This window comes from Pseudomonas sp. 11/12A (genome assembly GCF_000800055.1).
In the GTDB taxonomy this organism is placed as follows: Bacteria; Pseudomonadota; Gammaproteobacteria; order Pseudomonadales; family Pseudomonadaceae; genus Aquipseudomonas; species Aquipseudomonas mohnii.
In genome coordinates, this window is record NZ_JUGV01000001.1 from 3,573,199 (window position 1) to 3,598,959 (window position 25,761).

Here is a 25,761-nt window from a genome sequence, read left to right on the forward strand (position 1 = left end):
GGCTATCAGGTCAGCCATTAAAGCTGACCCAGCACCGGGGTGCTCACGCGCACATCGGCGTTTTGCCCACGGTGGCGCAGCAGGTGGTCCATCAACACGATGGCCATCATCGCTTCGGCAATCGGCGTGGCGCGAATGCCGACGCACGGGTCGTGACGACCCTTGGTGATGACGTCCACCGGGTTTCCATGAATGTCGATCGAACGGCCGGGCGTGGTGATGCTGGACGTTGGCTTCAGGGCCAGGTGCGCGACGATCGGCTGACCAGAAGAGATGCCACCGAGAATGCCGCCAGCGTTGTTGCTGAGGAAACCTTGCGGAGTCATTTCATCGCGATGCTCGGTGCCACGCTGGGCGACGCTGGCGAAACCGGCGCCGATTTCCACGCCCTTGACCGCATTGATGCTCATCAGCGCATGGGCCAGTTCCGCGTCGAGGCGATCGAAAATCGGCTCGCCGAGGCCCGGCATCACGCCTTCGGCGACCACGGTGATCTTGGCGCCCACTGAATCCTGGTCGCGGCGCAACTGGTCCATATAGGCTTCCAGTTCCGGCACTTTGTCCGGGTCCGGGCTGAAGAAGGCGTTTTCTTCTACAGAGTCCCAGGTCTTGAACGGAATTTCGATCGGGCCGAGCTGGCTCATGTAGCCGCGAATGACGATGCCCTGGGTCGCCAGGTATTTTTTCGCAATCGCGCCAGCGGCAACGCGCATGGCGGTTTCACGGGCCGAGCTGCGGCCACCGCCGCGATAATCGCGCTCGCCGTACTTGTGGTGGTAGGTGTAGTCGGCGTGGGCCGGGCGGAACAGGTCCTTGATCGCCGAGTAGTCCTTGGATTTCTGGTCGGTATTGCGGATCAACAGGCCGATGGCGCACCCGGTGGTGCGACCTTCGAATACGCCGGAAAGGATTTCGACTTCGTCGGGTTCCTGGCGCTGGGTAGTGTGGCGGCTGGTGCCAGGCTTGCGCCGGTCGAGATCGCGCTGCAGATCTTCCAGGGAGATCTCCAGGCCCGGCGGGCAGCCATCGACAATGGCGACCAACGCCGGACCATGGCTTTCGCCAGCGGTGGTGACAGTGAACAGCTTGCCGTAGGTATTGCCGGACATGCAGGACGCTCCGTGAAATGAACCTGAATACGTAATGCGCGCCAGTATACGCAGGCTACCCAAGTAGTTCATCCTCGAACCTTATGGGTGTCGGCGAGTCCAACCGGCATCTTCGTTCATGATGGCGTGATGATGCTGCGAGTTCTAGCCTTGAGCCTTACCCTGTTTACCGGTTTCGTCCAGGCCACCGTCCTGCAACGGCCGATCACGTTGGATACCGGGAGCGGAGAGCTTTTCGGCTCGTTGCTGCTGCCAAAGTCCGACACGCCTGTACCGGTTGTCCTGATCATTTCCGGCTCCGGCCCAACCGATCGTGACGGCAATAACCCCGACGGCGGGCGCAATGACAGCCTGAAGCGGCTGGCCTGGGTGCTGGCCAAACACAACATCGCCAGCGTGCGTTACGACAAACGCGGCGTTGCGGCGAGCCTGGCGGCGACCCCCGACGAGCGCAACCTGACGCTGGACGCCTATGTTTCCGACGCCCAAGCCTGGGGGCGCAAGCTCAAGGCCGATCCGCGCTTCGGCAAGCTGATATTACTGGGGCACAGCGAAGGCGCCTTGATCGCCAGTCTCGCGGCGCCGAGTGTCGATGCGGCCGCAGTGATTTCCTTGTCCGGCAGCGCCCGTCCGATCGATCAAGTGGTGCGTCAACAACTGAGCAATCATCTGCCGCCGCCACTGATGCTGCGCAGTAACGAACTGCTCGACAGCCTCAAGGCCGGGAAAACCGACGATAACGTGCCACCGCCCTTGCAGGCGATATTCCGCCCGAGCGTGCAGCCGTACCTGATTTCGCTGTTCCGCCAGGACCCTGCGGCGGCGTTCGCGAAGTTGAAAATGCCGGCGTTGATCATCCAGGGCAGCAACGATATTCAGGTCGGCGTCAATGACGCCAAAATGCTCAAGGCTGCCAAACCGGACGCCGAACTGGCACTCATCGAAGGCATGAACCACGTCATGCGCATCGTGCCCAACGACGTAAAACGACAATTGGCCTCCTATAGAGATCCGCAATTGCCCCTGGCGGCCGAACTGGGCACTCGAATCCTCGGGTTTATTGACGCAATTCGCATCCGTTAAGCGCTTTAAACGACATCGCGACGTGAAAACCGCTCGAGAACGCTTCGTGGCCCTCCAGTCTTGAAAAAAACGGCCGATAAGCCTTTGTCGCCAGCGCACTGGCTGGCGGCAAGCAGAGCTTGGACAGGATCTCGCCGTTATGACCGATACCCAGACTTCACCCGACACCACCGCTGAAAAAGACGCACCGCCAGCGGTCGAGCTGCCTTGGGCGGACGTTCACGTCGAGCACCACAAGATGCTCCGTCTGGCGCCGCTGCAGACCGACCGCAACACCGGCGGGCGCCCCCTGCGCTTTGTCGAGTTCGGTTATGCCGAGCGCAACGACCAGCAGCGCAGCCTGATGCGCATGAGCATCACCCTGCCCGGCCAACGCGTGCGCAAGGAACAGAATCATCTGGACGTGTGGGTCGACCACAGCGAAAAGCGCGTGCATTTCGGGCCGGACAGCGGCCTGCAAATCGAACCGATGAACCGTGGTATCGGTCGCTTCATGGCGGCCCAGGGCATCACTTGGGCGAAGATGCGATGGCCCGGCTACACCGTCGACGGCACCGACCTGAACAACAAGGATGCGCTGAACGAAGACACCCGTCTGCGTCGCGACCACTTTTTGCGCGTGCACGGTTTCGATGTGGTTTACGCCGACGCCCAGCATTTGAAGGGCAGCGTCAAGGAAGTCCAGGTCGGCGATCTGTCGGGTGACTGGAACACGGAAAAACTGCAGATCGTGGAAATTCTCGAGGCGGCGCAGATGCTGCAACAAGCCGAGCAGAACCTCGCCGAGCAGGAAGTCAAACTCAAGAAACACGAAGAAAAGGTCAGCAAGTACAAGCGTGAAGACGCCGGCTTGCGGTTCACCATCACCTGCCTGGTGGCGTTTGCGGTGTTTCAGGCGGGGTTGTTGATCTGGATTGCGACGCACCGGTAACCGCCGAAATCGGTCTGCGCTGAGACGCTTTTGTGGCGAGGGCGCTTGCTCCCTCGCCACAGTGATTGCGGTCAGACGCGGGAGGCGAATAGCGCCTGATGATCCCGGCACTGTTCAGCCGACAGCATGAACACGCCATGCCCGCCGCGCTCGAACTCCAGCCAGGCGAAATCGACTTCGGGGTACAACGCCTCGACGTGTACCTGGCTGTTGCCCACCTCGACAATCAACAACCCCTTCTCGGTCAGGTGATCGGCCGCTTCGGCGAGCATGCGCCGTACCAGGTTCAAACCATCCTCACCGCAGGCAAGGCCCAGCTCCGGTTCGTGCTGGTATTCGTCCGGCATGTCGGCGAAATCTTCGGCATCGACGTAAGGCGGATTTGACACGATCAGGTCGAAACGCTGCCCCGGCAAACCATCGAAACCATCACCTTGCACGGTGTAGACCCGCTCATCGACGCCGTGACGCTCGATGTTCTGGTTGGCCACTTCCAGGGCTTCGAACGACAGATCGGCCAGCACCACTTCGGCATTCTGGAACTCGTAAGCGCAGGCGATGCCGATGCAGCCGGAGCCGGTGCACAGGTCGAGAATTCGCGCAGGCTCGTTGGCCAGCCATGGCGTAAAGCGACTTTCGATCAACTCGCCGATCGGCGAACGCGGGATCAGCACGCGCTCATCGACGATGAACGACAGGCCGCAGAACCAGGCCTCGCCCAGCAGGTAGGCGGTCGGGACGCGCTTTTCGATACGACGCTTGAGCAAGTGCTGCAGGTGGACAAGTTCGTCTTCTTCCAGATTGCAATCGAGATAGCTGTCGGCGATTTCCCACGGCAAGTGCAGCGCACCCAATACCAGTTGACGGGCTTCGTCCCAGGCGTTGTCGGTGCCATGGCCGAAAAACAGATCCTCCCCATGGAAGCGGCTGACGGCCCAACGGATATGGTCACGCAGGGTACGAAGGCGGGAAGTGATCACGACGGCAAACTCCAGAAAAATCGACGGGCGATTCTATCAGTCAAACGCTGCCGCGACGACGCAGGAAAAACACTGGGGCTGTTGTAGGACTAATCTCTTTTTTACACTCGGTATTGAACAAAACGGACCACTTGACAACGCTGCACGCCAGTAACGACGGCGCTTGTAATGGTAGCCATTCACAGAAGCGCTCAGCCAGAGGACAATGTCGCAAAAGCCCCACTCCAAGGAGCCCCAGAATGTCCGTTCCAAAAACGATGTTTCAACTCAGCGGCCGCGGTTATGCAGCAGCCAATCTGAGCCATGCGACGCTTGTGATCATCGATGCCCAGAAAGAATACCTCAACGGTCCATTGGCCCTGAGTGGCATGGACGCTGCCGTCGCGAACATCAAGCAATTGTTGGGCGCTGCCCGCGCCGCCGGCCGCCCGATCGTGCATGTGCGCCACCTCGGCACCGTGGGTGGCCTGTTCGACCCGCAAGGCGAACGCGGCGAGTTCATCCCGGGGCTGGAACCACAGGGCGACGAAACCATCATCGGCAAATTGCTGCCGAGCGCGTTCCACGGCACCCCACTTGAAAAACGCCTGCAGGATCTGGGCGCCCTCGACCTGATTGTCTGCGGTTTCATGAGCCACTCCAGCGTCAGCACCACCGTACGCGCCGCGAAGAACCTGGGCTTCCGTTGCACCCTGGTGGAAGACGCCTGCGCCACCCGAGACTTGCCTTACAAGGGCGGCGTCCTGAGCGCCGAACACGTCCAGCAGACCGAAATGGCGATCATGGCAGACAACTTCGCCACCCTCGCCCTGACCCGCGAACTGATCTGATCGACGCTCAATGAGCGGTCTATACCGCCGCTCATCCGCAAAAGCCTCTCGTTAGCCGTAATTGTCTTAGCCTCAGGAACAACCCGGTCAACTCCCGGTCGAAGGGCCGATACCCATTGAGGAAGGTCGGAATGAAGTTATCCGATGGTTTTGACGCTCGCCGCTTGCGGCCCAAAGGCCAAAGCAACTGGCGTTTTCGAATCGGCGCGGCGTTTGCCGCGCTGCTGGCAATGTCCGGTGTGTTACTCGCCATGGCCGGTATCGCCAGCCTGCTCGGCCATGCGCCCGCCCTGGGCGAGGTGAACACCAACCGCGCCGGTGCGGCGGTGATTCTGGTGATTGGCCTGTTCGTGCTGTACCTCGGTGTCTGGCTCTGGCGTCGTAGCCGTCGTCGCTCGCGCCAGTCGCGAGAGCTGGCCATGTCCCCGCATTTGATGAAAAAACACGACTGAACCCGCGCTCACATCGAACGCGCGTGTTTTGTCGCGCGCCCATTCGCCTGGAGTTGGGTAAACTGGCCGCCCTTCGCGGAGGCTGACATGCAAGACGACGATTTTTCCCTGTTCAAAAGTGCGATCCAAGGCGTCAAGCCGATCAAGCACGATCGCGCCGAAACCGGCAAACCCAAGGCTGACCGCGCGCAGATCGCCAAGCTGCGTCAGGCCGCAACCGTGCGCACCGACGCCACCACCGTCGACGGACTCTCCGATCAGTTCGTCATCGATGTCGGCCCGGAAGACGAGTTGATGTGGGCGCGCGATGGTGTGCAGGAAAGCCAGATGCGCAAGCTCAAGATCGGCCAGATTCCGTTCGAAGGCAGCCTCGACCTGCACGGCATGAGCGTGGAAAAGGCCCGGGAAACCCTCTGGGCCTTTCTGGCCGAAGCGACCAAATTCGAAATCCGCTGCGTGCGCGTCACCCACGGCAAGGCCGTGCGCCTGGACGGTAAGCGGCCAATGATCAAAAGCCACGTCAATACGTGGTTGCGCCAGCATACGCAGGTACTTGGCTTCACCTCGTGCCAGCCCAGACATGGCGGCGCCGGTGCCGTGTATGTGATGCTCAAACGAACCATGATGGAAGGTCGAGACGAGTAAAGCTGATGCGTCATGCTTGCAGCGTCGTGTCCGCCACCGTACCCTTGCCCTTTGCGTAAAATCCCACAGGTAGTTTCATGTCCCTGGAACAGAATTACACCGAGATCCTTGGCCAACTGGGCGAGGACGTCTCCCGCGAAGGCCTGCTCGACACGCCGAAACGTGCCGCCAAAGCCATGCAGTACCTTTGCCGCGGTTATGAACAGACGCTCGAAGAAGTCACCAACGGTGCCTTGTTCAGCTCCGACAACAGCGAAATGGTGTTGGTCAAGGACATCGAGCTGTACTCGTTGTGCGAGCACCACCTGCTGCCGTTCATCGGCAAGGCCCATGTCGCCTACATCCCGAGCGGCAAGGTCTTGGGGTTGTCGAAAGTCGCGCGGATCGTCGATATGTACGCCCGCCGCCTGCAGATCCAGGAAAACCTCAGCCGCCAGATCGCCGACGCGGTCCAGCAAGTCACCGGCGCCCTGGGCGTTGCGGTGGTGATTGAGGCCAAGCACATGTGCATGATGATGCGCGGCGTGGAAAAGCAAAATTCGTCGATGATCACCTCGGTGATGCTCGGTGAGTTCCGCGAGAACGCCGCGACTCGCAGCGAATTCCTCAGCCTCATCAAGTAATTCGCAGCACGAAAAAAACCGGCATTCATCGCCGGTTTTTTTTCGTCCGCGAAAATCAGGTAAGCTGCGCGCCCTTCATTTTTCGCTCCGTGAGGCTTTCAACGTGTTCGTAAAAGCGCTTCGTGTCGGCCTTGGCCAACTGATCATCTTCATCGACTTTCTCACTCGCCCCGGCAAGAAGCAGCGCCCGGCCGAGGCTCAGGCCCAGGTCAACAGCGCCGCCAAGGACCTGACCCTGTATCAATTCCACGCCTGCCCGTTCTGTGTGAAAACCCGCCGTACCCTGCGCCGCCTGAATGTGCCGGTGGCTTTGCGCGATGCGAAGAATAACGAACAGGATCGCCAGACCCTGCTGGAGCAAGGCGGCAAGATCAAGGTGCCGTGCCTGCGCATCGAAGAGAACGGCCAGACTACCTGGATGTATGAGTCCAAGGTGATCATTGATTATCTGGATAAGCGCTTCGCTGCGGCCTGAAAAACTTCAGCGGGACTGACGACCCCAGTCCCTACGTATCTTCAGGCAAAAAATAAACCGGCCCTTGCGCCGGTTTATTGGTTTTCAGGCGGCTTGCGCCGCCTGCGCCTGACGCACCACCGCCGCCAACCGCTTGAGCCCTTCATCCAGCCGCGCCGGGTCGATGTGGCTGAAATTCAACCGAAGATGCCCGGGGTTGTTGTCGGGATCCGGGAAGAACGGCTCGCCCGGCATGAACGCCACATCGTTGGCCAACGCCGTATGGAGCAAGGTTCGGGTGTCCAATGGCTGCTTGAGGGTGAGCCAGAAAAACAGCCCGCCTTGGGGCACATTCCAGTCCGCCAGATCGGCAAAATGGGTTTCCAGGGCCGCCTGAAACGCGTCCCGACGCTCCCGGTAGAAATCGCGCAACTCACTCAGGTGCCGCTGGAATTTTTCGCTACCTATCCACTGTTGGGCTTGCCACTGGCCGACGCGGTTGGTGTGCAGATCCGCCGATTGCTTGAGCTTCAACAAGTGCGCAAACAAGTCCGGGCTGGCGATCAGATAACCGACGCGCAGCCCCGGCAGCAGGGTTTTCGACACGGTGCCGGTGTAGATCCAGCTGGCCTTTTTCAGGCGACTGACGATCGGCGTCGCACTGCCACCGTCGAAGGTCAGTTCGCGGTAAGGCTCGTCTTCGATCAGGGTCACGCCAAACTCGTCGAGCAACGCCGCCACGCCATCGCGCTTGGCTTCGCTATAGCGCACAGCCGATGGATTCTGGAACGTCGGGATCAGGTAGATGAATGCCGGACGGTGTTTTTCCAGACGGGTGCGCAATTGCGCCAGGTCCGGACCATCGGCTTGCAGCGGCACGGTCAGGCACTCGGCACCGAACAGTTGGAAGATTTGCAGCGCTGCCAGATAGGTCGGCGCTTCGAGCAGGATCTCGGTGCCCTTGTCGATGTAGAGCTTGGCCGCCAGGTCGAGGGTCTGCTGCGAGCCACTGACCACCAGCACCTGGCTCGCCTGGCACGGCACCCCCAGCGCCCGGGCTTCGGCAGCCAGCATCTCGCGCAGTGCCGGTTCGCCTTCACTCATGCCGTATTGGCCAATGCTCAGCGGCATCTGATCCCATTCGACCTTTGGCAACATGGCTTCGGCCGGCAACCCGCCGGCAAACGACATCACTTGCGGGCGCTGGGCGGCAGCGAGGATTTCACGGATCAGAGAACTTTTAAGGCGCGAGAAACGTTCGGAAAAAGCCATGGGGATCACCGGTAGCGAGGCCAGAGGGAAATGAGTCAAACTTGTTGACCAAAATTACGTCAGCCTGAGCAGATACGTCAATATGCTTGACCTTAAAAACCCGATATCCCAGCAACAAGCCATGGAAGCGTTTTTCTTCGGTTATCAGGCCTTCACCGCCAAGGCCGACGAAATGCTTGCGCGTCGAGGCTTGAGCCGCGTGCACCAACGCATTGTGTTTTTCATCGCCCGTTACCCGAACTTGAGTGTGACGCAGTTGCTGGCCTTGCTGGGCGTGAGCAAGCAGGCGCTGAACATGCCGCTGCGCCAATTGCTGGAAATGCATCTGGTCAACAGCGTCGCGTCCGAGACCGACAAGCGTAAACGCCTGCTGGAACTGACCGCCGAGGGTGCGCGGTTTGAGCAGGCGCTGCGCCGTGAGCAGGTGAAATTGCTGGAACGGGTATTTGCCGACGCCGGGGAAGCGGCGGTGAATGGGTGGTTGGCGGTGAATCTGGCTCTTGGGAAAAGTCAGGCTGTTATTGATTGACTGTTCTGCCCTTATCGCTAGCAGGCTGGCTCCCACCGTGATTTGTGGTGAGCACAAAACCTGTGGGAGCCAGCGTACTGGCGATGAGCCCCGCGAAGGCGATATATCCCTATTGCCAAAATTTTCGTCCACAAAACAAAAAACAATATTTGCTTTATTTGTACACAAAAGCATAATCCACCTCGTGCGAGTTCCTGACCATGCAGTCAACAAATTCGCAAGTGCCTCAAAGGGCCGCTGCCACCCTCTCGGGTCCGGCCCTGGAAATAACAATAAAACTCTTGAGGAGTATTCGCTGTGGAAAGCCGCAAATCCGAAGCATCGACGCTGGATCTCTCGCCGCCTTTACGCAATGGCTGGCTGGAGCGCATCTTTAAACTCAGCTTGCATGGCACCACGGTGAAGACCGAGTTGATTGCCGGTCTGACTACCTTCATCACGATGGCTTACATCATCTTCGTCAACCCCAACATCATGGCCGACGCCGGGATCGATCACGGCGCGGCGTTCGTCGCCACCTGCATCGCCGCCGCACTCGGTTGCCTGCTGATGGGCCTGTACGCCAACTGGCCCGTCGGCCTGGCGCCGGGCATGGGCCTGAACGCCTTCTTCACCTACACCGTGGTCGGCACCATGGGCTACAACTGGGAAACCGCCCTCGGTGCGGTGTTCGTGTCCGGTGTGCTGTTCATGATCCTGACCTTCTCGCGCGTGCGCGAATGGCTGCTCAACAGCATTCCGGTGAGCCTGCGCTTCGCCATGGGTGCGGGTGTGGGCCTGTTCCTGGGACTGATCGGTTTGAAAACCGCCGGCATCATCGTCGACAGCCCCGCCACCCTGATCAAACTGGGTTCCCTGCGCGAGCCCGGCCCACTGCTGGCCGCCATCTGCTTTCTGATGATCGCCGTGCTCAGCTACCACAAAGTGTTCGGCGCGATCCTCATCAGCATCATCACCGTGACCCTGGCCGGTTGGGGCCTGGGCCTGGTGCATTACGAAGGGATCATGTCGGCACCGCCGAGCCTGGCCCCGACCTGGATGGCGATGAACCTCGCGGGTGTGTTCAACGTCAGCATGATCAGCGTGGTGCTGGCCTTCCTCTTCGTGCACATGTTCGACACCGCCGGCACCTTGATGGGCGTGGCGCAGCGGGCCAACCTGGTCAACGCCGATGGCCGCATCGAAAACCTCTCCCGCGCCATGAAAGCCGACAGTGCCTCCAGCGTATTCGGCGCGATCGTGGGTGTTCCCCCTGTCACCAGCTACGTGGAAAGTGCCGCGGGTGTAGCAGCTGGTGGTCGGACTGGTCTTACCGCAGTGACCGTAGGTGTGCTATTTATTGCAGCCATGTTCTTCGCCCCGCTGGCCGGCATGATTCCCGCCTACGCCACCGCAGGTGCACTGATTTACGTGGCCATGCTGATGATGGGTGGCATGAAGCACATTGAGTGGGACGAAGCGACCGACAGCATTCCGGCGATCGTCACCGCCATCATGATGCCCCTGACCTTTTCGGTCGCTGACGGTATCGCGCTGGGCTTCATCACCTACGTGGTCCTGAAGGCCGGCACTGGCAAGTACAAGGAAATTTCCGCGAGTCTGTGGGTGCTCTGCGCGATCTTCATCGCCAAGTTCATCTTCTTGTAGACCTTACGCGGTACGCGCTTCAAACCAGCCTCACCCCGTCGGGTGAGGCTTTTGTGCAAATGGAGGAAAGTGATGAGTCTGGAAACCTGGCTGCTGTTCAGCGGCGCTGCGCTGGTGGTGATCCTGATACCGGGGCCACTGTCTTTGCTGATGATCAGCAACAGTTTGAATTACGGCCTGGTGCGTTCCTACCCGGCCTTTCTCGGAGGCGTGATGGCCTCGATTGGCCTGCTGAGCGCTTCGGCCCTGGGTCTGGGCGCGCTGCTGCTGGCGTCGGAGCAATTGTTCAGCGCGCTGAAGATCGTCGGAGCGCTGTACCTGTTCTACCTCGCCTGGCAGAGTTGGCAGCAATCGCGTCAACCGTCCCATGGTGCCGAAGTGCCCCAAGCGGCCCCGGTGCCACGCTTTCGTGCCCTGTTCGGGCGTGCCTTCATGCTGGGCGCAAGCAACCCGAAAGACATTCTGTTCTTCGCCGCTTTCCTGCCGCAGTTCTTGAGCGCCGAGCAGCCGTTCCTCCCACAGTTGCTGGTGATGATTGCCACCTGGACCGTGCTGGACCTGCTGTGCAAGTTAGCTTACGGGCTGGGTGCCCATGGTGCGGCGCGGTATCTGCGCAGTGGCAAGGGACAGAGCTGGTTTAACCGGATCAGTGCCGGGTTGTTCAGTGGGGCGGGGGCAGCGTCCCTGCTCAGCCGTTAGGAGCTTCGCTGGCAAGCCAGCTCCCACAGGTCGTGCGAATTCCTTGTAGGAGCTGGCTTGCCGGCGAAAGCGCCAGCACAGGCACCACTTTTCTCCAGGCGAAAAAAAGCCCGCAGTGTGAGCGGGCGAAAGACCAAAGAAGCTATATGCGCAGTCGCTTCCAGGTTGAGGCAGCTGCTTGGGGGATCAGCTGCCGCGATACGTGGAGTAGCTGTAGGGCGAAATGAGCAAGGGCACGTGATAGTGGTCCTGCTCCGCAGAAATGCCAAAACGCAGCACCACCACATCCAGGAACGCCGGTTCCGGCAGTTGAACGCCACGGGCGCGGTAGTAATCGCCCGCATGGAACTGAATCTGATAGACCCCGGTGCGGTAGTCATCACCTTGCAACAACGGTGCATCGACACGGCCATCGCTGTTGGTTATCGCGCTGGCGACCCATTCCAGCTGCGAACCTTCAACGCGGTACAACTCGACCTTGATCGAGCTGCCCGGGCAGCCATGTGCAGCGTCCAAAACATGTGTAGTCAAACGTCCCATTGATTCTGCGCGCCTGGCTGCGTGGAGCAGTCAGACCTCGCGCCTCCCGAAGTCAGTTGAAAAGGAGACCGCACCGTTTCGGAGCACGAAAAGCTGCGGCGAGCGATTGATTAAGACACTTTTCAAAAAAATTGTACACAATAAAAACGACATTTTTACGACGAACACCGCCCTCCATGGATTTCCCGGCGGTTAACTGGCAAACCGCAGGCTGGTTGATCTCTCCAACCATTAGCTGACCAATCAGGCAAGTTTCTTGCACGATGGGATCAAGCGCGCGGAAAGATGACCGTTAATGAAAAATGCAAAAAATCAGGCTTACAAAGTGAATATAAAGTTGTATACAATCAGCCCATCGCTGTGACGCCAGCCTGTCTTTCCACTTCAGGCACGCCACACCACCCTGACAGCCACGAATAAGAAGGAAGACTGCAGTGAGCGCTGACTACCCACGCGACCTGATCGGTTACGGCAGTAACCCTCCTCATCCACACTGGCCGGGCAATGCCCGCATCGCCTTGTCCTTCGTGCTCAATTACGAAGAAGGCGGCGAGCGCAACATCCTGCACGGCGACAAAGAATCCGAAGCCTTCCTGTCTGAAATGGTCTCGGCGCAGCCGCTGCAAGGCGCGCGCAACATGAGCATGGAGTCGCTGTACGAGTATGGCAGCCGTGCCGGCGTCTGGCGGATTCTGAAACTGTTCAAGGAATTCGACATTCCGCTGACCATCTTCGCCGTGGCCATGGCCGCCCAGCGCCACCCGGACGTGATCCGCGCCATGGTCGATGCCGGCCACGAGATCTGCAGCCACGGCTACCGCTGGATCGACTACCAGTACATGGATGAAGCCCAGGAACGCGAGCACATGCTCGAAGCGATCCGCATCCTCACCGAAATCACCGGCGAACGCCCGCTGGGCTGGTACACCGGCCGCACCGGCCCGAACACCCGTCGCCTGGTGATGGAAGAAGGCGGTTTCCTCTACGACTGCGACACCTACGACGACGACCTGCCCTACTGGGAACCGAACAACCCGACCGACAAGCCGCACCTGGTGATCCCGTACACCCTGGACACCAACGACATGCGCTTCACCCAGGTGCAGGGTTTCAATAAGGGCGACGATTTCTTCGAATACCTGAAAGATGCGTTCGACGTGCTGTACGCCGAAGGCGCCGATGCACCGAAAATGCTCTCAATCGGCCTGCACTGCCGCCTGATTGGCCGTCCGGCGCGTCTGGCCTCGCTCAAGCGCTTTATCGAATACGCTAAAAGTCATGAACAGGTGTGGTTCAGCCGTCGCGTTGACATCGCACGCCACTGGCAAGCAACCCATCCGTACCAAGGGGCTGCCAAATGAGCACCTTTCAATCCATCAAGCCATCGACCCTGAGCCGCGACGCGTTCGTCAGCGTGTTCGCCGATATCTACGAACATTCGCCATGGGTGGCCGAAAAGGCCTTCGAGCTGGGCCAGGACGCTTCGATCGACGAGATCGAAACCCTGCACCAGCGCATGAGCGACATCCTGTTGAGTGCTGATCAGCAAAGCCAGCTGGCCCTGATCAACGCTCACCCGGACCTGGCCGGCAAAGCCGCCGTCCAGGGCCAATTGACCGAAGCCAGCACCCATGAACAGGCTGGCGCCGGTATTCACCAATGCACGGCCGAAGAGTTCCAGCGCTTCACCGAGCTGAACGACGCCTACAAAGCCAAGTTCAAGTTTCCCTTCATCATGGCGGTAAAAGGCAGCAACCGGCATCAGATCCTCGCGGCGTTCGAAACGCGCATTCACAACTCGGTCGACACCGAATTCAAGTGCGCGCTGGCGGAGATCAACAAGATCGCCCTGTTCCGATTACTGACCCTATAGCGATCCTGGCCCGAGAAACCTCATGAACGCTTGCGTTTCCCAGGGCCCCGAGAGCATCCCAAGCCAACTTATTAAAGGCAGACAAGAAGAATGAAAGCTTACGCCGTACCTTTCGAGAAGTTCGTCAACCTGGCCGACGCCCGCCTGGGCACCAAAATCATCTCGGTCACCGATGACTGGTTCGCAGACGCCAATCGTCTGTTCCAACCGACCCCGGCCGTCTGGAAGGAGGGCGTGTTCGATGACAACGGCAAGTGGATGGACGGCTGGGAATCGCGCCGCAAGCGCTTCGAAGGCTATGACAGCGCAGTGATCCGCTTGGGCGTGCCGGGCTCGATCAAAGGCGTCGACATCGACACTTCATTCTTCACCGGCAACTTCCCGCCGTCGGCCTCCCTGGAAGCCTGCTTCCTGGCCGAAGGCGAGCCAGACGAAAACACCCAGTGGACTGAAGTGCTGTCCGCCGTCGAACTGCAAGGCAACAGCCACCACTACCACGAAATCAACAACGACCAGGCCTTCAGCCACCTGCGTTTCAACATCTACCCGGACGGCGGTGTAGCCCGTCTGCGCGTGTACGGTATTCCGTTCCGTGACTGGTCCGCTGTGGGTGACAACGAGCAAGTCGACCTGGCTGCAGCCCTCAACGGTGGACGCGCCCTCGCCTGCTCCGACGAACACTTCGGTCGCATGAGCAACATCCTCAACCCGGGCCGTGGCATCAACATGGGCGACGGCTGGGAAACCGCGCGTCGCCGTACACCGGGCAATGACTGGGTGATCGTCGCACTGGGCCACCCGGGCGAAATCGAGAAAATCATCGTCGATACCCTGCACTTCAAGGGCAACTACCCGGACAGTTGCTCGATCCAGGGCGCCTTCGTCAAGGGCGGTACCGACAGCCAGATCGAAACCCAATCGCTGTTCTGGCGCGAACTGCTGCCAAGCCAGAAGCTGGAAATGCACGCCGAACATACCTTCGCCGAGCAGATCAAGGCACTGGGCCCGATCACCCACATCCGCCTGAACGTGTTCCCGGACGGTGGTGTGAGCCGCCTGCGTGTCTTGGGCAAGGTCGCTAAATAAGCGTTGAACCCAATCGCCAGCAGGCTGGCTCCCACAGGGAAATGCATTCCAAATAGGGGAGCTGGCTTGCCAGCGATGACGACAGAACCAACAACACAGAATTCGGATAAGAACAGCATGCGCACACTGACGATTGAACCGCTGACCAAAGAAGCCTTCGCCCCTTTCGGTGACGTCATCGAGACCGACGGCAGCGATCACTTCATGATCAACAACGGTTCGACCATGCGCTTCCATAAACTGGCGACGGTGGAAACCGCCACGCCAGAGGACAAGGCGATCATCAGCATCTTCCGCGCCGACGCGCAGGACATGCCGCTGACCGTCAGCATGCTGGAGCGTCATCCGCTGGGCAGCCAGGCTTTCATTCCGCTGCTCGGCAACCCCTTTCTGATCGTGGTCGCGCCACTTGGCGATGAACCTGTATCAGGCTTGGTCCGCGCCTTCGTCACCAACGGCAGGCAGGGCATTAATTACCATCGCGGCGTCTGGCACCACCCGGTGCTGACGATCGAAAAGCGGGATGACTTCCTGGTGGTTGATCGCAGTGGCACAGGCAATAACTGCGATGAGCATTTTTTCAAAGAGGATGAGCGTTTGATCCTCGCCCCCCACCAATAAGAGAAGGTCTGATCACTCGACAACAGAGTGACAGGCGAGAGGTAAAGACTGTGGAAGCACATCTGTTGGAATGGCTGAACCTGAGCGTGCGCTGGGTTCATATGATTACTGGTGTGGCCTGGATCGGCGCATCGTTCTACTTCGTCTGGCTGGAAAACAACCTCAATCGGGTCAACCCGAAAAGTGGTCTGGCCGGTGATTTGTGGGCGATCCATGGCGGCGGTATCTACCACCTGGAAAAATACAAACTGGCCCCACCGACCATGCCGGACAACCTGCACTGGTTCAAATGGGAAGCCTACTTCACCTGGATGTCGGGGATCGCGCTGTTGTGCGTGGTGTTCTACTCCAACCCGACGCTCTACCTGCTGGCCCCCGGCAGCACCCTGAGCGGCCCTGAAGGCGTGGCCATCGGCATCGGCTCGCTGTTCATCGGCTGGTTCGTCTACTCCTTCCTGTGCGACTCGGCCCTGGGCAAACGCCCTGCCCTGCTCGGCTTCATCCTGTTCGTGCTGATCATTGGCGCCGCTTACGGCTTCAGCAAGGTGTTCAGCGGTCGCGGTGCGTACCTTCACGTCGGCGCGATCATCGGCACCATCATGGTCGGTAACGTGTTCCGCATCATCATGCCGGCGCAGCGGGCACTGGTGGCGGCGATTGCCGAGAACCGCACGCCCGATCCAGCGCTGCCAGCCAAAGGCTTGCTGCGTTCGCGTCACAACAACTACTTCACCTTGCCGGTGCTGTTCATCATGATCAGCAACCACTTCCCGAGCACCTACGGCAGCCAATACAACTGGCTGATCCTGGCCGGGATCGCGGTGCTGGCGGTGTTGGTGCGTCATTACTTCAACACCCGTCACGACAGCCACAAGTTTGCCTGGACCTTGCCGGTGGCAGCGGTCGGCATGATCAGCCTGGCCTACGTCACCGGCCCTGCGCCGATGACCAGCCCGGACGTGGCCAAGGCGCCTGCGAAGATCGAATACCAGCCGCTGCCGGAAACAGCATTGGGTGGTGGTTTGAAACCCGCCGAAGCCAAACCTGCAGAAGCACCGGCCCCCGCACCGGCGCAAGCGTCGAATGCCGGTCCTGGCTTCAACAAGGTGCACAGCGTGATTCAGGAACGTTGCGCGGTTTGCCACTCGGCCAAACCGACCAGCCCGCTGTTCAGCGCGGCCCCGGCCGGTGTGATGTTCGACACCCCCGAGCAGATCCGCCAGAACGCTGCGCGTATCCAGGCTCAGGCCGTCGCCAGCCAGATCATGCCCCTGGGCAACATCACCAAGATGACCCAGCAGGAACGCGACCTGATCGGCGCCTGGATCGTTCAGGGCGCCCAGACCAACTAATCGTTAAAAGCATCGCTGGCAAGCCAGCTCCCACAGGGTTTTGCAGTGCCTGTGTGGGAGCTGGCTTGCCAGCGATTGGCCGCAACGCGGTTTACCTGATGCAAAGAAACAGCTGTGAGCAACCCGGCAGCTGTAAATCACAAGAATAAAAAAGATCCGAGGTGTTGCATGTCCGAGCTCTCCAAAGCGCGCATCCCCGACGCACCCGCCATTCAGCGTTTGCCCCTTTTGCAACTGATCCTGGTCGGTCTGCAACATGTTCTGCTGATGTACGGTGGCGCCATCGCGGTGCCGTTGATCATCGGACAGGCCGCTGGCCTGAATCGTGAAGAAATCGCCTTTCTGATTAACGCCGACCTGCTGGTGGCAGGCATTGCCACCATCGTTCAGTCGCTCGGCATCGGTCCCGTGGGCATTCGCATGCCCGTGATGATGGGCGCCAGTTTCGCCGCCGTCGGCAGCATGGTCGCCATGGCCGGCATGCCCGGTATCGGCTTGCAAGGGATCTTCGGTGCGACCATCGCCGCCGGGTTCTTCGGCATGATCATCGCCCCGTTCATGTCCAAGGTCGTACGCTTCTTTCCGCCGCTGGTGACCGGCACGGTCATCACCTCGATCGGCTTGTCGCTGTTCCCCGTGGCCGTGAACTGGGCCGGAGGCGGTGCTGCGGCCAGCCAGTTCGGCTCGCCGATTTACCTGACCATCGCCGCGCTGGTGCTGGGCACCATTTTGCTGGTACATCGCTTCATGCGCGGCTTCTGGGTCAACATTTCCGTGCTGATCGGCATGTGCCTGGGCTACATACTCTGCGGCCTGCTCGGCATGGTCGACCTCAGTGGCATGGCTCAGGCCCCGTGGCTGCAGTTCGTGACCCCGCTGCATTTCGGCATGCCGAAATTCGAACTCGCGCCGATCCTGTCGATGTGCCTGGTGGTGGTGATCATCTTCGTCGAGTCCACCGGGATGTTCCTGGCCCTGGGCAAGATCACCGGCCAGGAAGTCTGCCCACGCATGCTGCGTCGCGGCTTGTTGTGCGATGCCGGCGCTTCGTTCTTCGCCGGTTTCTTCAACACCTTCACTCACTCCTCCTTCGCCCAGAACATCGGCCTGGTGCAGATGACCGGCGTGCGTTGCCGATCGGTGACCATCGTTGCCGGCGGCTTGCTGATCGTCCTCAGCCTGTTGCCCAAAGCCGCGTTCCTGGTGGCCTCGATTCCGCCAGCGGTGCTCGGCGGTGCCGCCATTGCGATGTTCGGCATGGTTGCCGCGACCGGGATCAAAATCCTCCAGGAAGCCGATATCGCTGACCGTCGCAACCAGCTGCTGGTAGCGGTCAGCATCGGCATGGGCCTGATCCCGGTGGTGCGTCCTGAGTTCTTTGCCCACCTGCCGGTGTGGATGAGCCCGATCACCCACAGCGGTATCGCCATGGCCACGCTCAGCGCGCTGACCTTGAACCTGCTGTTCAACATCCTCGGCGGCGCCGAACGCGCAGCCATCAACGACTGCCACGCCCACTGACAGGTACCCCCCCTGTAGGAGCGAGCCTGCTCGCGATGGTCGTCAACGATAACGCGTGCATCCAGGATGAACGCGTTGTCCTTGAGGTTTTCGCGAGCAGGCTCGCTCCTGCAAGGGCGCGGTTGCCTGCGCCTGAAAAATAAAAACAAGAGGGAGCAACAGATGATTCGTACCCAGAAAACCATGATGTTGGGCGGTGGCCTTCTGGCCGCCAGCCAGGCCATGGCCGGCGATTTACTGCTGTGGCAAACCAACAGCCTGAGCTATCTGTATGGCAAGGATTTCGCGGTCAACCCGCCGATTCAGCAGACAGTGACCTTCGAGCACGCCGATCGCTGGAAGTACGGCGACAACTTCCTGTTCATCGACAGCACCTACTACAACGGCGAAAAAGACCGAAACAAGGGCGTTCACGCCTACTACGGCGAGTTCAGCCCGCGCCTCTCGTTCGGCAAAATCCTCGACCGCCACTTCGAACTCGGCCCGATCAAGGACGTATTGCTCGCCATGACCTACGAGAATGGCGAAGACGACACCGAAGCTTATTTGATCGGCCCCGGTTTCGATCTCAAGGTGCCCGGCTTCAACTATGTGACCCTGAACTTCTACCGCCGCCACACCGAAGGTTCACGGCCCGGCGATGGGGTCTGGCAAATCACACCAGGCTGGTCCTATACCCTTCCATTGGGCAATTCGAGCCTGTTGATCGACGGCTACATCGACTGGGTCGTGGACAACGACCAGAACTCACATGGCACCTACCACGCCAACCTGCACTTCAACCCGCAGATCAAATACGACCTGGGCAAAGCCTTGGGTTGGCGCGAAAAACAGGTGTATGTCGGCGCCGAGTACAGTTATTGGAAAGACAAATACGGCATCGAGAACAGCGCCAGACTCGACACCCATGAAAACACCACCAGCCTGCTGGTGAAGGTGCATTTCTAAGATGGCCCGCAATCGTGCCCCAGACCTGCCGTCGGTGCGCTGTTGCGGGGCACTTGAGACCTGGCCGAGGAGTCAGTATTCTCCGCGGCCGCCTGAATCCGCTTTAAAAAAAAGCCCGGATTTAATTCCTGACCAGAAAGCCAACTTATCCCGGCGCTGGACGGTACCAAGGCATCCCCAATCCCCTCTCAATCGACTGTTCTTGAGCAGCCGAGCGGGAGTTTTTTTGCTTTTCGAATGCCTTGGCGCAGCTTTTGCTAACAGCACTAAAGCTGACCGATTGGATGATTTTTATCGCTACAGAAAAAGGCGCCACACCAGAGCGTCGACCTTAAAAAAATAACGTGGAACCACTGACATTTTTGGGAGCAACCGAATGAAACGTACGTGCACTAGCCTGATGCTGGCCGGATCGATGCTGGCAGGGGGCCAGGCCATGGCCGGCGATTTGCTGCAATGGCAGAACAACAGCCTGACCTATCTGTATGGCAAGGACTTCCAGGTCAACCCGCGCATTCAGCAGACAGTGACCTTCGAACACGCCGATGGCTGGAAATACGGCGACAACTTCATGTTCGTCGACAAGATTTTCTACAACGGCAAGGAAGACAGTTACGCCGGCTCGAACACCTACTACGGTGAAATCAGCCCGCGGCTGTCGTTCGGCAAAATCTTCGATCAGAAACTCGAGTTGGGTCCGATCAAAGACGTGTTGCTCGCCATGACTTACGAGTTCGGTGAAAACGATACCGAGTCCTACCTGATCGGTCCCGGTTTCGACCTGGCCATCCCCGGCTTCGACTACTTCCAGTTGAACTTCTACAACCGCCACACCGAAGGCAGCCGTGCGGGCGACAACGTCTGGCAGATCACGCCCGTCTGGTCCTACACCATTGCGGTGGGCGACTCGGACGTACTGATCGACGGCTACATGGACTGGGTGGTCGATAACGACAAGAACGCCAAAGGCACCTACCACGCCAACCTGCACTTCAATCCGCAGATCAAATACGACCTGGGCAAAGCGCTGAATTTCGGCGCGAAGCAGTTGTATGTAGGTGTTGAGTACGATTATTGGAAAGACAAGTACGGCATTGAAGACAGCCAGTACTTCAAGACCGACCAGAGCGTGACCAGCTTCCTGGTGAAGTTCCACTTCTGATCCTTTAGAAGCGAGCCTGCTCGCGATGGATCAGAGAGCGCCACGGGGTGTCAGGCTCCCAGCGTCATCGTTAACGTCCATCGCGAGCAGGCTCGCCCCTACAACCCGAGAAACCGGCGCAGCTCTTCCTTCTTGGCCAACGCGTCCCGCCGCCCCAAATCAATCAGCTCGCTGCAATACCCCGCCTCGAACAGCAGATAACTCAGGACCCCCGCCCCACTGGTCTTTGTCGCACCCGGCCCGCGCAGGAACAGGCGCAACGCCGCAGGCAATTCCTGGCGATGGCGCGCGGCAATCTCGTCGATGGGCTGGCTCGGAGAAATCACCAGCACCTCCACCGGCGCCACGCCCAGCGCACGGGTTGGCGTACCGTCTGGCAACAAATGACTGAACTGATTCAATCGCTGCAGCAGTTCGATGTCGCTTTCCAGACTGTCAATGAACGTACTGTTGAGCATGTGCCCGCCGATCTGCGCCAGGGTTGGCTGTTGACCGGTATAGGCACGTTGCAGTGGCTGCTCGGGGTCGACCCCGCGCGGGTTGCCGCTGACGCCCACCACCAGTACTCGACTGGCGCCCAGGTGCAGCGCCGGACTGATGGGGGCCGATTGGCGCACCGCACCATCGCCGAAATACTCCTCGCCGATTTTCACCGGGGCGAACAGAAGAGGAATGGCCGAGCTGGCCAACAAATGATCAACGGACAACTGGGTGGGAATGCCGATCCGCCGATGGCGCAGCCAGGAGTCGATGGTGCCGCCCCCTTGATAGAAGGTCACAGCCTGGCCTGACTCATATCCGAAGGCGGTGACGGCCACCGCGTGCAACTGCTTTTGCGCGATGGCTTCGGCAATGCCGTCCATCTGCAATCTGTCGTGGAGCAGCCTGCGCAAAGGCGAGCTATTAACCAGGGCCACCGGGACCCGGGCGCCAAGCCCCAGCAAGCTGTGACTGACGAAGCGGCTGGCCTGGTGGATCACCCCCGGCCAGTCACTGCGCAGCACCAGATGGCTGCGAAAGCCTTGCCAGAACGCCGTCAGGCGTTCGATGGCCGCGCGAAAATCCGTCGCGCCGCTGGCCAGGCTGACCGCGTTGATCGCCCCGGCGGAAGTGCCGACGATCACCGGAAACGGATTGTCCGCGCCCAACGGCAACAACTCGGCAATCGCCGCCAGGACGCCGACCTGATAGGCCGCCCGCGCCCCACCGCCGGAAAGAATCAACCCTGTAACCGGTTCCCTTGGACTCATGCACAACGCTCCATGGTGCTTTATGGGATGTCACTGCAGGAGCGAGCCTGCTAGCCGAGGTCGTCAACGATAACGCCGGGGGGCTGACACCCCACGGCGCTCTCAGGCTCTTCGCGAGCAGGCTCGCTCCTACAGGAGATCGTGCTTCAACCGCGTTTGGCGTACAGCTTGGGCTCGCCGGGTGGGCGACTCTTGAAGCGGCGATGGGCCCAGAGGTATTGCTCCGGACATTCGCGCAAGACGCCTTCGATCCACTGGTTGATCCGCAGGCAGTCGGCCTCTTCGGTTTCGCCGGGGAAGCCTTCGAGCGGTGCATGAATCACCAGGCGATAACCGCTGCCGTCCGCCAGGCGTTCCTGGGTGAACGGCACGACCAGGGCCTTGCCCAGCCGCGCAAACTTGCTGGTGGCGGTGACAGTCGCCGCCTGAATGCCGAACAACGGTACAAAAATACTCTGCTTGGCGCCGTAATCCTGGTCGGGCGCGTACCAGATCGCCCGGCCCGCCCGAAGCAGTTTGAGCATGCCGCGCACGTCATCACGCTCCACTGCCAGCGAATCGAGGTTGTGCCGCTCACGGCCACGGCGCTGGACGTAGTCGAACAACGGGTTTTTGTGTTCGCGGTACATGCCGTCGATGGTGTGCTGCTGGCCCAGCAATGCCGCGCCTATTTCCAGCGTGGTGAAATGCAGCGCCATCAGGATCACGCCCTTGCCGTCGCGCTGGGCCTCTTTCAAATGCTCCAGCCCTTCGACATGGGCCAGCTTCGCCAGACGCTTGCGTGACCACCACCAGCTCATGGCCATTTCGAAAAAGGCGATGCCGGTGGAGGCGAAATTTTCCTTGAGCAGGCGTTTGCGCTCGGCAGCGGTCTTTTCAGGGAAACACAGCTCAAGATTGCGCTTGGCGATGCGCCGTCGGTCGCCGGCCACCCGATACATGAACGCGCCCAGCACACGACCGATCCACAACAATGCCGGATACGGCAACTGCACGATCAGCCACAACAGCCCCAGGCCGCACCACAGCGGCCAGAAGCGCGGAGAAAGAAAGGTTGTTCGAAAACGCGGGCGATCCATTAAAGGTTCCGAAAAGACGATGGCCGCGCATTCTACATCGTTCGACCCGGCTTGCGGCCTGCGGGCGTTCTCGTTATAAGTCTCGGCACTTTTAGTGACAAGTCGTTGTATGCCGACCATGAGCCAAACCGAACCGCTAGACCAAGATCCCGTGTTCCAGCTGAAGGGCAGCATGCTCGCCATTACGGTGCTGGAACTGGCCCGTAACGACCTCGAAAGCCTTGACCGGCAACTGGCCGCCAAGGTCGCCCAGGCGCCGAACTTCTTCAGCAACGCGCCGCTGGTACTGGCCCTGGACAAACTCCCGGCCAACGAAGGCTCCGTCGACTTGCCGGGGCTGATGCGGGTCTGCCGCCAGCATGGTCTGCGCACCCTGGCGATCCGCGCCAACCGCATCGAAGACATTGCGGCCGCCATTGCCGTCGATCTGCCCGTGTTGCCGCCCTCCGGCGCCCGTGAACGACCGCTGGACCTGAACGAAGGCGTGGTGGTGAAAAAACCGGAAAAACCACCGGAGCCGACCATCAAGCCGACGAAAATCATCACCTCGCCGGTGCGCGGTGGTCAGCAGATCTATGCCCAGGGCAGTGACCTGGTGGTGATCTCGTCGGTCAGCCCCGGCGCGGAACTTCTCGCCGATGGCAACATCCATGTATACGGCCCCATGCGTGGCCGTGTGTTGGCCGGGGTCAAAGGCGACACGAAAGCCAGGATTTTCTGTCAGCAAATGAGCGCTGAACTGGTCTCCATCGCCGGTCATTACAAGGTTTCCGAGGACTTGCGTCGCGACCCTCTATGGGGTTCGGGCGTACAGGTCAGCCTGTCGGGCGACGTGTTGAACATCATTCGGCTTTAACGGATACTGCCGCATTTTCCAAGCATCTCTAAAACGTAGCGAAAACGGCTCAAACGAAGTAGGAAAAAGGTCGAAAGCAGTGTTTACCGGGGGTAAACGCCGCCAGGTACCGGGTTCCAGCCAAGGCTGTCCGACTGCAGTAGTTTTCAAGAGATGTTTTTCAGGGGCTAAAAGTCCTTTTTCCTTAGGGGTGAAACACCTTGGCCAAGATTCTCGTGGTTACATCCGGCAAGGGTGGTGTGGGTAAGACCACCACCAGCGCCGCTATCGGTACAGGCCTCGCTTTGCGCGGTCACAAAACAGTTATCGTCGACTTCGACGTCGGCCTGCGTAACCTCGACTTGATCATGGGTTGCGAGCGCCGCGTGGTGTATGACTTCGTCAACGTCGTCAACGGCGAAGCCAACCTGCAACAGGCCCTGATCAAAGACAAGCGCCTGGAAAACCTCTACGTCCTGGCCGCCAGCCAGACCCGCGACAAAGACGCGCTGACCGTTGAAGGCGTGGAAAAAGTCCTGATGGAGCTCAAGGAACAGTTTGAGTTCGTCGTCTGCGACTCCCCGGCCGGCATCGAAAAAGGCGCCCACCTGGCCATGTACTTCGCTGACGAAGCGATTGTCGTGACCAACCCGGAAGTGTCCTCGGTTCGTGACTCCGACCGCATGCTCGGCCTGCTGGCCAGCAAGTCCCGTCGTGCCGAACAAGGTCAGGATCCGATCAAGGAACACCTGCTGATTACCCGTTACAACCCGGAGCGTGTGAGCAAAGGCGAAATGCTCGGCGTGGAAGACGTCAAGGAAATCCTCTCGGTGACCCTGCTCGGCGTGATCCCGGAATCCCAGGCGGTGCTCAAGGCATCCAACCAGGGCGTGCCGGTGATTCTCGACGACCAGAGCGATGCCGGCCAGGCCTACAGCGATACCGTTGATCGCCTGCTGGGCAAGTCCGTGAATCATCGATTCCTCGATGTACAGAAGAAGGGATTCTTCGAGCGCCTGTTTGGAGGCAACTAAGCAATGAACCTTTTTGACTTCTTTCGTGCCAACAAAAAGCAAAGCACCGCGTCGGTAGCGAAAGAGCGTCTACAGATCATCGTGGCGCACGAACGCGGCCAACGCAGCACCCCGGACTACCTGCCGGCCTTGCAGAAGGAACTGGTCGAGGTGATCCGCAAGTACGTCAATATCGGGTCCGATGACGTGCACGTCGCACTGGAAAGCCAGGGCAGCTGCTCGATTCTGGAACTCAACATCACCCTGCCAGATCGCTGAGTCGATCCGGCAGGAGCCACGGCGGCTCGATCATTCGAAACGCCTTCCCTGTGGGAGCTGGCTTGCCAGCGATAGCATCAACGCGTTGTGACAGTCAGACCGCGTTGCCTGCATCGCCAGCAAGCCGGCTCCCACAGAGAGGGGCGTATGAATGATCGAGCCGCCGTTGGCGTTTGTAACGAGGCTGTTTTAATGCCGTTGTCCAATATTCACATCCTTCACCAGGACGCCGCCGTGCTGGTGGTGAACAAGCCGACCCTGTTGCTTTCCGTCCCCGGCCGGGCCGACGACAACAAGGACTGTCTGATCACCCGCCTGCAAGAAAATGGCTACCCGGAAGCGCGAATCGTCCACCGACTGGATTGGGAAACATCCGGCATCATTCTGCTGGCCCGTGACCCGGACACTCATCGCGAGCTGTCCCGGCAGTTTCACGACCGCGAAACCGAAAAAGCCTACACCGCACTGTGCTGGGGTCAGCCGGAACTCGACAGCGGCAGCATCGATTTGCCACTGCGCTACGACCCACCGACCAAGCCACGCCACGTGGTCGACCATGAATTCGGCAAACACGCCCTGACGTTCTGGCGTGTGCTGGAGCGTTGCGGCGACTGGTGCCGCGTCGAGCTGACGCCCATCACCGGTCGCTCGCATCAACTGCGCGTGCACATGCTGTCCATCGGCCATCCGTTGCTGGGCGACGGGCTCTACGCCCACGAGCAGGCCCTGGCCGCCTGGCCGCGACTGTGCCTGCATGCGAGCATGCTCAGCTTCACCCATCCCCAGACCGGTGAACGCCTGCGTTTCGAGTGCCCGGCACCGTTCTGAACCACGGGCGCAAAACCTGTGGGAGCAAGCTCGCTCCCACAGGGTTCTCGTCCAGATTCAATGTCGGTGACCAGCCGCACCATCAGTGCGACGCCATTTACCAGGCCAATACGTTAAACT

The 25,761-nt window shown here is 59.8% G+C and carries 28 protein-coding genes; 22 read left to right on the plus strand and 6 right to left on the minus strand.

Features of this window, described 5'->3' with window-relative positions; all coding sequences use genetic code 11:
• Positions 1-17 precede the first annotated feature (17 nt).
• The gene (gene aroC, locus GQ39_RS16370) at positions 18-1,109 is read right to left on the minus strand and encodes a chorismate synthase (protein ID WP_047531627.1); all 1,092 of its coding nucleotides are present in this window, start codon (positions 1,107-1,109) and stop codon (positions 18-20) included.
• Positions 1,110-1,238: 129 nt separating this feature from the next.
• Here aroC and GQ39_RS16375 point away from each other — a divergent pair, with 129 nt between their 5' ends.
• Both GQ39_RS16375 and GQ39_RS16380 read left to right on the plus strand, forming a co-directional pair.
• Positions 1,239-2,192: an alpha/beta hydrolase gene (locus GQ39_RS16375; RefSeq protein ID WP_047531629.1), complete on the plus strand. Its 954-nt coding sequence runs from the start codon at positions 1,239-1,241 to the stop codon at positions 2,190-2,192.
• A gap of 139 nt (positions 2,193-2,331) precedes the next feature.
• Positions 2,332-3,123 (plus strand): hypothetical protein, encoded by a 792-nt coding sequence (locus GQ39_RS16380; protein WP_047531632.1) that lies wholly within the window; start codon positions 2,332-2,334, stop codon positions 3,121-3,123.
• A gap of 71 nt (positions 3,124-3,194) precedes the next feature.
• On the opposite strand, the gene prmB is transcribed toward GQ39_RS16380, so the two are convergent.
• Positions 3,195-4,103: a 50S ribosomal protein L3 N(5)-glutamine methyltransferase gene (gene prmB / locus GQ39_RS16385; protein WP_047531634.1), complete on the minus strand. Its 909-nt coding sequence runs from the start codon at positions 4,101-4,103 to the stop codon at positions 3,195-3,197.
• Positions 4,104-4,342: 239 nt separating this feature from the next.
• Between prmB and GQ39_RS16390 the strand changes: the two genes are divergently transcribed.
• The 5 genes from GQ39_RS16390 to GQ39_RS16410 all read left to right on the plus strand — a co-directional run bounded on the left by GQ39_RS16390 (position 4,343) and on the right by GQ39_RS16410 (position 7,128).
• A complete protein-coding gene (locus tag GQ39_RS16390) occupies positions 4,343-4,933 on the plus strand; it encodes a cysteine hydrolase family protein (RefSeq protein WP_047531636.1) in 591 nt (196 codons plus the stop codon).
• Positions 4,934-5,064: 131 nt separating this feature from the next.
• Complete coding sequence (locus tag GQ39_RS16395; protein ID WP_047531638.1) at positions 5,065-5,385, plus strand: hypothetical protein; 321 nt, start codon at positions 5,065-5,067, stop codon at positions 5,383-5,385.
• An 87-nt stretch (positions 5,386-5,472) separates the two neighbouring features.
• Complete coding sequence (locus tag GQ39_RS16400; RefSeq protein ID WP_047531639.1) at positions 5,473-6,030, plus strand: Smr/MutS family protein; 558 nt, start codon at positions 5,473-5,475, stop codon at positions 6,028-6,030.
• Positions 6,031-6,107: 77 nt separating this feature from the next.
• On the plus strand, positions 6,108-6,653 hold the full coding sequence (gene folE, locus GQ39_RS16405) for a GTP cyclohydrolase I FolE (protein WP_024076633.1): 546 nt from the start codon (positions 6,108-6,110) through the stop codon (positions 6,651-6,653).
• Positions 6,654-6,756: 103 nt separating this feature from the next.
• Entirely contained in the window at positions 6,757-7,128 is a 372-nt protein-coding gene (locus tag GQ39_RS16410) for a glutathione S-transferase N-terminal domain-containing protein (protein WP_047531644.1), read from the plus strand.
• An 84-nt stretch (positions 7,129-7,212) separates the two neighbouring features.
• Here GQ39_RS16410 and GQ39_RS16415 read toward each other — a convergent pair whose 3' ends face one another.
• Entirely contained in the window at positions 7,213-8,379 is a 1,167-nt protein-coding gene (locus GQ39_RS16415) for an aminotransferase-like domain-containing protein (RefSeq protein ID WP_047531645.1), read from the minus strand.
• Positions 8,380-8,461: 82 nt separating this feature from the next.
• On the opposite strand from GQ39_RS16415, the gene GQ39_RS16420 reads away from it, so the two are divergent.
• The 3 genes from GQ39_RS16420 (at position 8,462) to GQ39_RS16430 (ending at position 11,254) form a co-directional block, all read left to right on the plus strand.
• The gene (locus GQ39_RS16420; protein WP_047531648.1) at positions 8,462-8,908 is read left to right on the plus strand and encodes a MarR family winged helix-turn-helix transcriptional regulator; all 447 of its coding nucleotides are present in this window, start codon (positions 8,462-8,464) and stop codon (positions 8,906-8,908) included.
• 297 nt (positions 8,909-9,205) lie between these two features.
• A complete protein-coding gene (locus GQ39_RS16425) occupies positions 9,206-10,555 on the plus strand; it encodes an NCS2 family permease (protein WP_047531652.1) in 1,350 nt (449 codons plus the stop codon).
• A gap of 72 nt (positions 10,556-10,627) precedes the next feature.
• Positions 10,628-11,254, plus strand: coding sequence for a LysE family translocator (locus tag GQ39_RS16430; protein ID WP_047531655.1), 627 nt, complete (start codon positions 10,628-10,630; stop codon positions 11,252-11,254).
• A 186-nt stretch (positions 11,255-11,440) separates the two neighbouring features.
• Here GQ39_RS16430 and uraH read toward each other — a convergent pair whose 3' ends face one another.
• Complete coding sequence (uraH, locus tag GQ39_RS16435) at positions 11,441-11,794, minus strand: hydroxyisourate hydrolase (RefSeq protein WP_047531657.1); 354 nt, start codon at positions 11,792-11,794, stop codon at positions 11,441-11,443.
• 434 nt (positions 11,795-12,228) lie between these two features.
• Here uraH and puuE point away from each other — a divergent pair, with 434 nt between their 5' ends.
• From puuE to GQ39_RS16475, 8 genes are all read left to right on the plus strand, one after another.
• Entirely contained in the window at positions 12,229-13,155 is a 927-nt protein-coding gene (gene puuE, locus GQ39_RS16440; protein WP_047531659.1) for an allantoinase PuuE, read from the plus strand.
• Complete coding sequence (uraD, locus tag GQ39_RS16445; RefSeq protein ID WP_047531662.1) at positions 13,152-13,667, plus strand: 2-oxo-4-hydroxy-4-carboxy-5-ureidoimidazoline decarboxylase; 516 nt, start codon at positions 13,152-13,154, stop codon at positions 13,665-13,667. Before puuE ends, uraD begins: the two co-directional genes overlap by 4 nt.
• Before the next feature lie 90 nt (positions 13,668-13,757).
• Positions 13,758-14,753: an allantoicase gene (alc, locus tag GQ39_RS16450; protein WP_047531665.1), complete on the plus strand. Its 996-nt coding sequence runs from the start codon at positions 13,758-13,760 to the stop codon at positions 14,751-14,753.
• Positions 14,754-14,870: 117 nt separating this feature from the next.
• On the plus strand, positions 14,871-15,374 hold the full coding sequence (locus tag GQ39_RS16455; RefSeq protein ID WP_007988150.1) for an ureidoglycolate lyase: 504 nt from the start codon (positions 14,871-14,873) through the stop codon (positions 15,372-15,374).
• Between the two features lie 50 nt (positions 15,375-15,424).
• Positions 15,425-16,726, plus strand: coding sequence for a urate hydroxylase PuuD (locus GQ39_RS16460; protein WP_047531672.1), 1,302 nt, complete (start codon positions 15,425-15,427; stop codon positions 16,724-16,726).
• Positions 16,727-16,894: 168 nt separating this feature from the next.
• Positions 16,895-18,247, plus strand: coding sequence for a nucleobase:cation symporter-2 family protein (locus tag GQ39_RS16465; RefSeq protein ID WP_047531674.1), 1,353 nt, complete (start codon positions 16,895-16,897; stop codon positions 18,245-18,247).
• A gap of 162 nt (positions 18,248-18,409) precedes the next feature.
• Complete coding sequence (locus GQ39_RS16470; RefSeq protein WP_047531676.1) at positions 18,410-19,195, plus strand: outer membrane protein OmpK; 786 nt, start codon at positions 18,410-18,412, stop codon at positions 19,193-19,195.
• Positions 19,196-19,571: 376 nt separating this feature from the next.
• On the plus strand, positions 19,572-20,357 hold the full coding sequence (locus GQ39_RS16475; RefSeq protein ID WP_047531679.1) for an outer membrane protein OmpK: 786 nt from the start codon (positions 19,572-19,574) through the stop codon (positions 20,355-20,357).
• 98 nt (positions 20,358-20,455) lie between these two features.
• Here the strand turns inward: GQ39_RS16475 and GQ39_RS16480 are convergent, their stop codons facing one another.
• Both GQ39_RS16480 and GQ39_RS16485 read right to left on the minus strand, forming a co-directional pair.
• Entirely contained in the window at positions 20,456-21,607 is a 1,152-nt protein-coding gene (locus GQ39_RS16480; RefSeq protein WP_047531682.1) for a patatin-like phospholipase family protein, read from the minus strand.
• 146 nt (positions 21,608-21,753) lie between these two features.
• On the minus strand, positions 21,754-22,686 hold the full coding sequence (locus tag GQ39_RS16485) for a lipid A biosynthesis lauroyl acyltransferase (protein WP_047531685.1): 933 nt from the start codon (positions 22,684-22,686) through the stop codon (positions 21,754-21,756).
• Between the two features lie 118 nt (positions 22,687-22,804).
• On the opposite strand from GQ39_RS16485, the gene minC reads away from it, so the two are divergent.
• The 4 genes from minC to GQ39_RS16505 all read left to right on the plus strand — a co-directional run bounded on the left by minC (position 22,805) and on the right by GQ39_RS16505 (position 25,641).
• Complete coding sequence (gene minC, locus GQ39_RS16490; RefSeq protein WP_047538957.1) at positions 22,805-23,542, plus strand: septum site-determining protein MinC; 738 nt, start codon at positions 22,805-22,807, stop codon at positions 23,540-23,542.
• Between the two features lie 200 nt (positions 23,543-23,742).
• The gene (gene minD / locus GQ39_RS16495) at positions 23,743-24,555 is read left to right on the plus strand and encodes a septum site-determining protein MinD (protein ID WP_047531687.1); all 813 of its coding nucleotides are present in this window, start codon (positions 23,743-23,745) and stop codon (positions 24,553-24,555) included.
• A 3-nt stretch (positions 24,556-24,558) separates the two neighbouring features.
• On the plus strand, positions 24,559-24,813 hold the full coding sequence (gene minE, locus GQ39_RS16500; RefSeq protein ID WP_007974947.1) for a cell division topological specificity factor MinE: 255 nt from the start codon (positions 24,559-24,561) through the stop codon (positions 24,811-24,813).
• 192 nt (positions 24,814-25,005) lie between these two features.
• On the plus strand, positions 25,006-25,641 hold the full coding sequence (locus GQ39_RS16505; protein WP_047531695.1) for an RluA family pseudouridine synthase: 636 nt from the start codon (positions 25,006-25,008) through the stop codon (positions 25,639-25,641).
• Positions 25,642-25,761 lie beyond the last annotated feature (120 nt).

What these genes read in the sequence shown, in the direction of transcription:
- GQ39_RS16475 (WP_047531679.1), top strand. Translation starts at nt 19,572, where the DNA reads ATGAAACGTACGTGCACTAGCCTGATGCTGGCCGGATCGATGCTGGCA.
- GQ39_RS16480 (WP_047531682.1), bottom strand. Translation starts at nt 21,607, where the DNA reads ATGAGTCCAAGGGAACCGGTTACAGGGTTGATTCTTTCCGGCGGTGGG.
- minC (WP_047538957.1), top strand. Translation starts at nt 22,805, where the DNA reads ATGAGCCAAACCGAACCGCTAGACCAAGATCCCGTGTTCCAGCTGAAG.
- GQ39_RS16380 (WP_047531632.1), top strand. Translation starts at nt 2,332, where the DNA reads ATGACCGATACCCAGACTTCACCCGACACCACCGCTGAAAAAGACGCA.
- GQ39_RS16505 (WP_047531695.1), top strand. Translation starts at nt 25,006, where the DNA reads ATGCCGTTGTCCAATATTCACATCCTTCACCAGGACGCCGCCGTGCTG.
- folE (WP_024076633.1), top strand. Translation starts at nt 6,108, where the DNA reads ATGTCCCTGGAACAGAATTACACCGAGATCCTTGGCCAACTGGGCGAG.
- GQ39_RS16465 (WP_047531674.1), top strand. Translation starts at nt 16,895, where the DNA reads ATGTCCGAGCTCTCCAAAGCGCGCATCCCCGACGCACCCGCCATTCAG.
- GQ39_RS16430 (WP_047531655.1), top strand. Translation starts at nt 10,628, where the DNA reads ATGAGTCTGGAAACCTGGCTGCTGTTCAGCGGCGCTGCGCTGGTGGTG.
- GQ39_RS16415 (WP_047531645.1), bottom strand. Translation starts at nt 8,379, where the DNA reads ATGGCTTTTTCCGAACGTTTCTCGCGCCTTAAAAGTTCTCTGATCCGT.
- GQ39_RS16395 (WP_047531638.1), top strand. Translation starts at nt 5,065, where the DNA reads ATGAAGTTATCCGATGGTTTTGACGCTCGCCGCTTGCGGCCCAAAGGC.
- uraD (WP_047531662.1), top strand. Translation starts at nt 13,152, where the DNA reads ATGAGCACCTTTCAATCCATCAAGCCATCGACCCTGAGCCGCGACGCG.
- GQ39_RS16390 (WP_047531636.1), top strand. Translation starts at nt 4,343, where the DNA reads ATGTCCGTTCCAAAAACGATGTTTCAACTCAGCGGCCGCGGTTATGCA.
- GQ39_RS16470 (WP_047531676.1), top strand. Translation starts at nt 18,410, where the DNA reads ATGATTCGTACCCAGAAAACCATGATGTTGGGCGGTGGCCTTCTGGCC.
- minE (WP_007974947.1), top strand. Translation starts at nt 24,559, where the DNA reads ATGAACCTTTTTGACTTCTTTCGTGCCAACAAAAAGCAAAGCACCGCG.
- alc (WP_047531665.1), top strand. Translation starts at nt 13,758, where the DNA reads ATGAAAGCTTACGCCGTACCTTTCGAGAAGTTCGTCAACCTGGCCGAC.
- GQ39_RS16485 (WP_047531685.1), bottom strand. Translation starts at nt 22,686, where the DNA reads ATGGATCGCCCGCGTTTTCGAACAACCTTTCTTTCTCCGCGCTTCTGG.
- GQ39_RS16375 (WP_047531629.1), top strand. Translation starts at nt 1,239, where the DNA reads ATGATGCTGCGAGTTCTAGCCTTGAGCCTTACCCTGTTTACCGGTTTC.
- GQ39_RS16420 (WP_047531648.1), top strand. Translation starts at nt 8,462, where the DNA reads ATGCTTGACCTTAAAAACCCGATATCCCAGCAACAAGCCATGGAAGCG.
- GQ39_RS16400 (WP_047531639.1), top strand. Translation starts at nt 5,473, where the DNA reads ATGCAAGACGACGATTTTTCCCTGTTCAAAAGTGCGATCCAAGGCGTC.
- GQ39_RS16455 (WP_007988150.1), top strand. Translation starts at nt 14,871, where the DNA reads ATGCGCACACTGACGATTGAACCGCTGACCAAAGAAGCCTTCGCCCCT.
- uraH (WP_047531657.1), bottom strand. Translation starts at nt 11,794, where the DNA reads ATGGGACGTTTGACTACACATGTTTTGGACGCTGCACATGGCTGCCCG.
- aroC (WP_047531627.1), bottom strand. Translation starts at nt 1,109, where the DNA reads ATGTCCGGCAATACCTACGGCAAGCTGTTCACTGTCACCACCGCTGGC.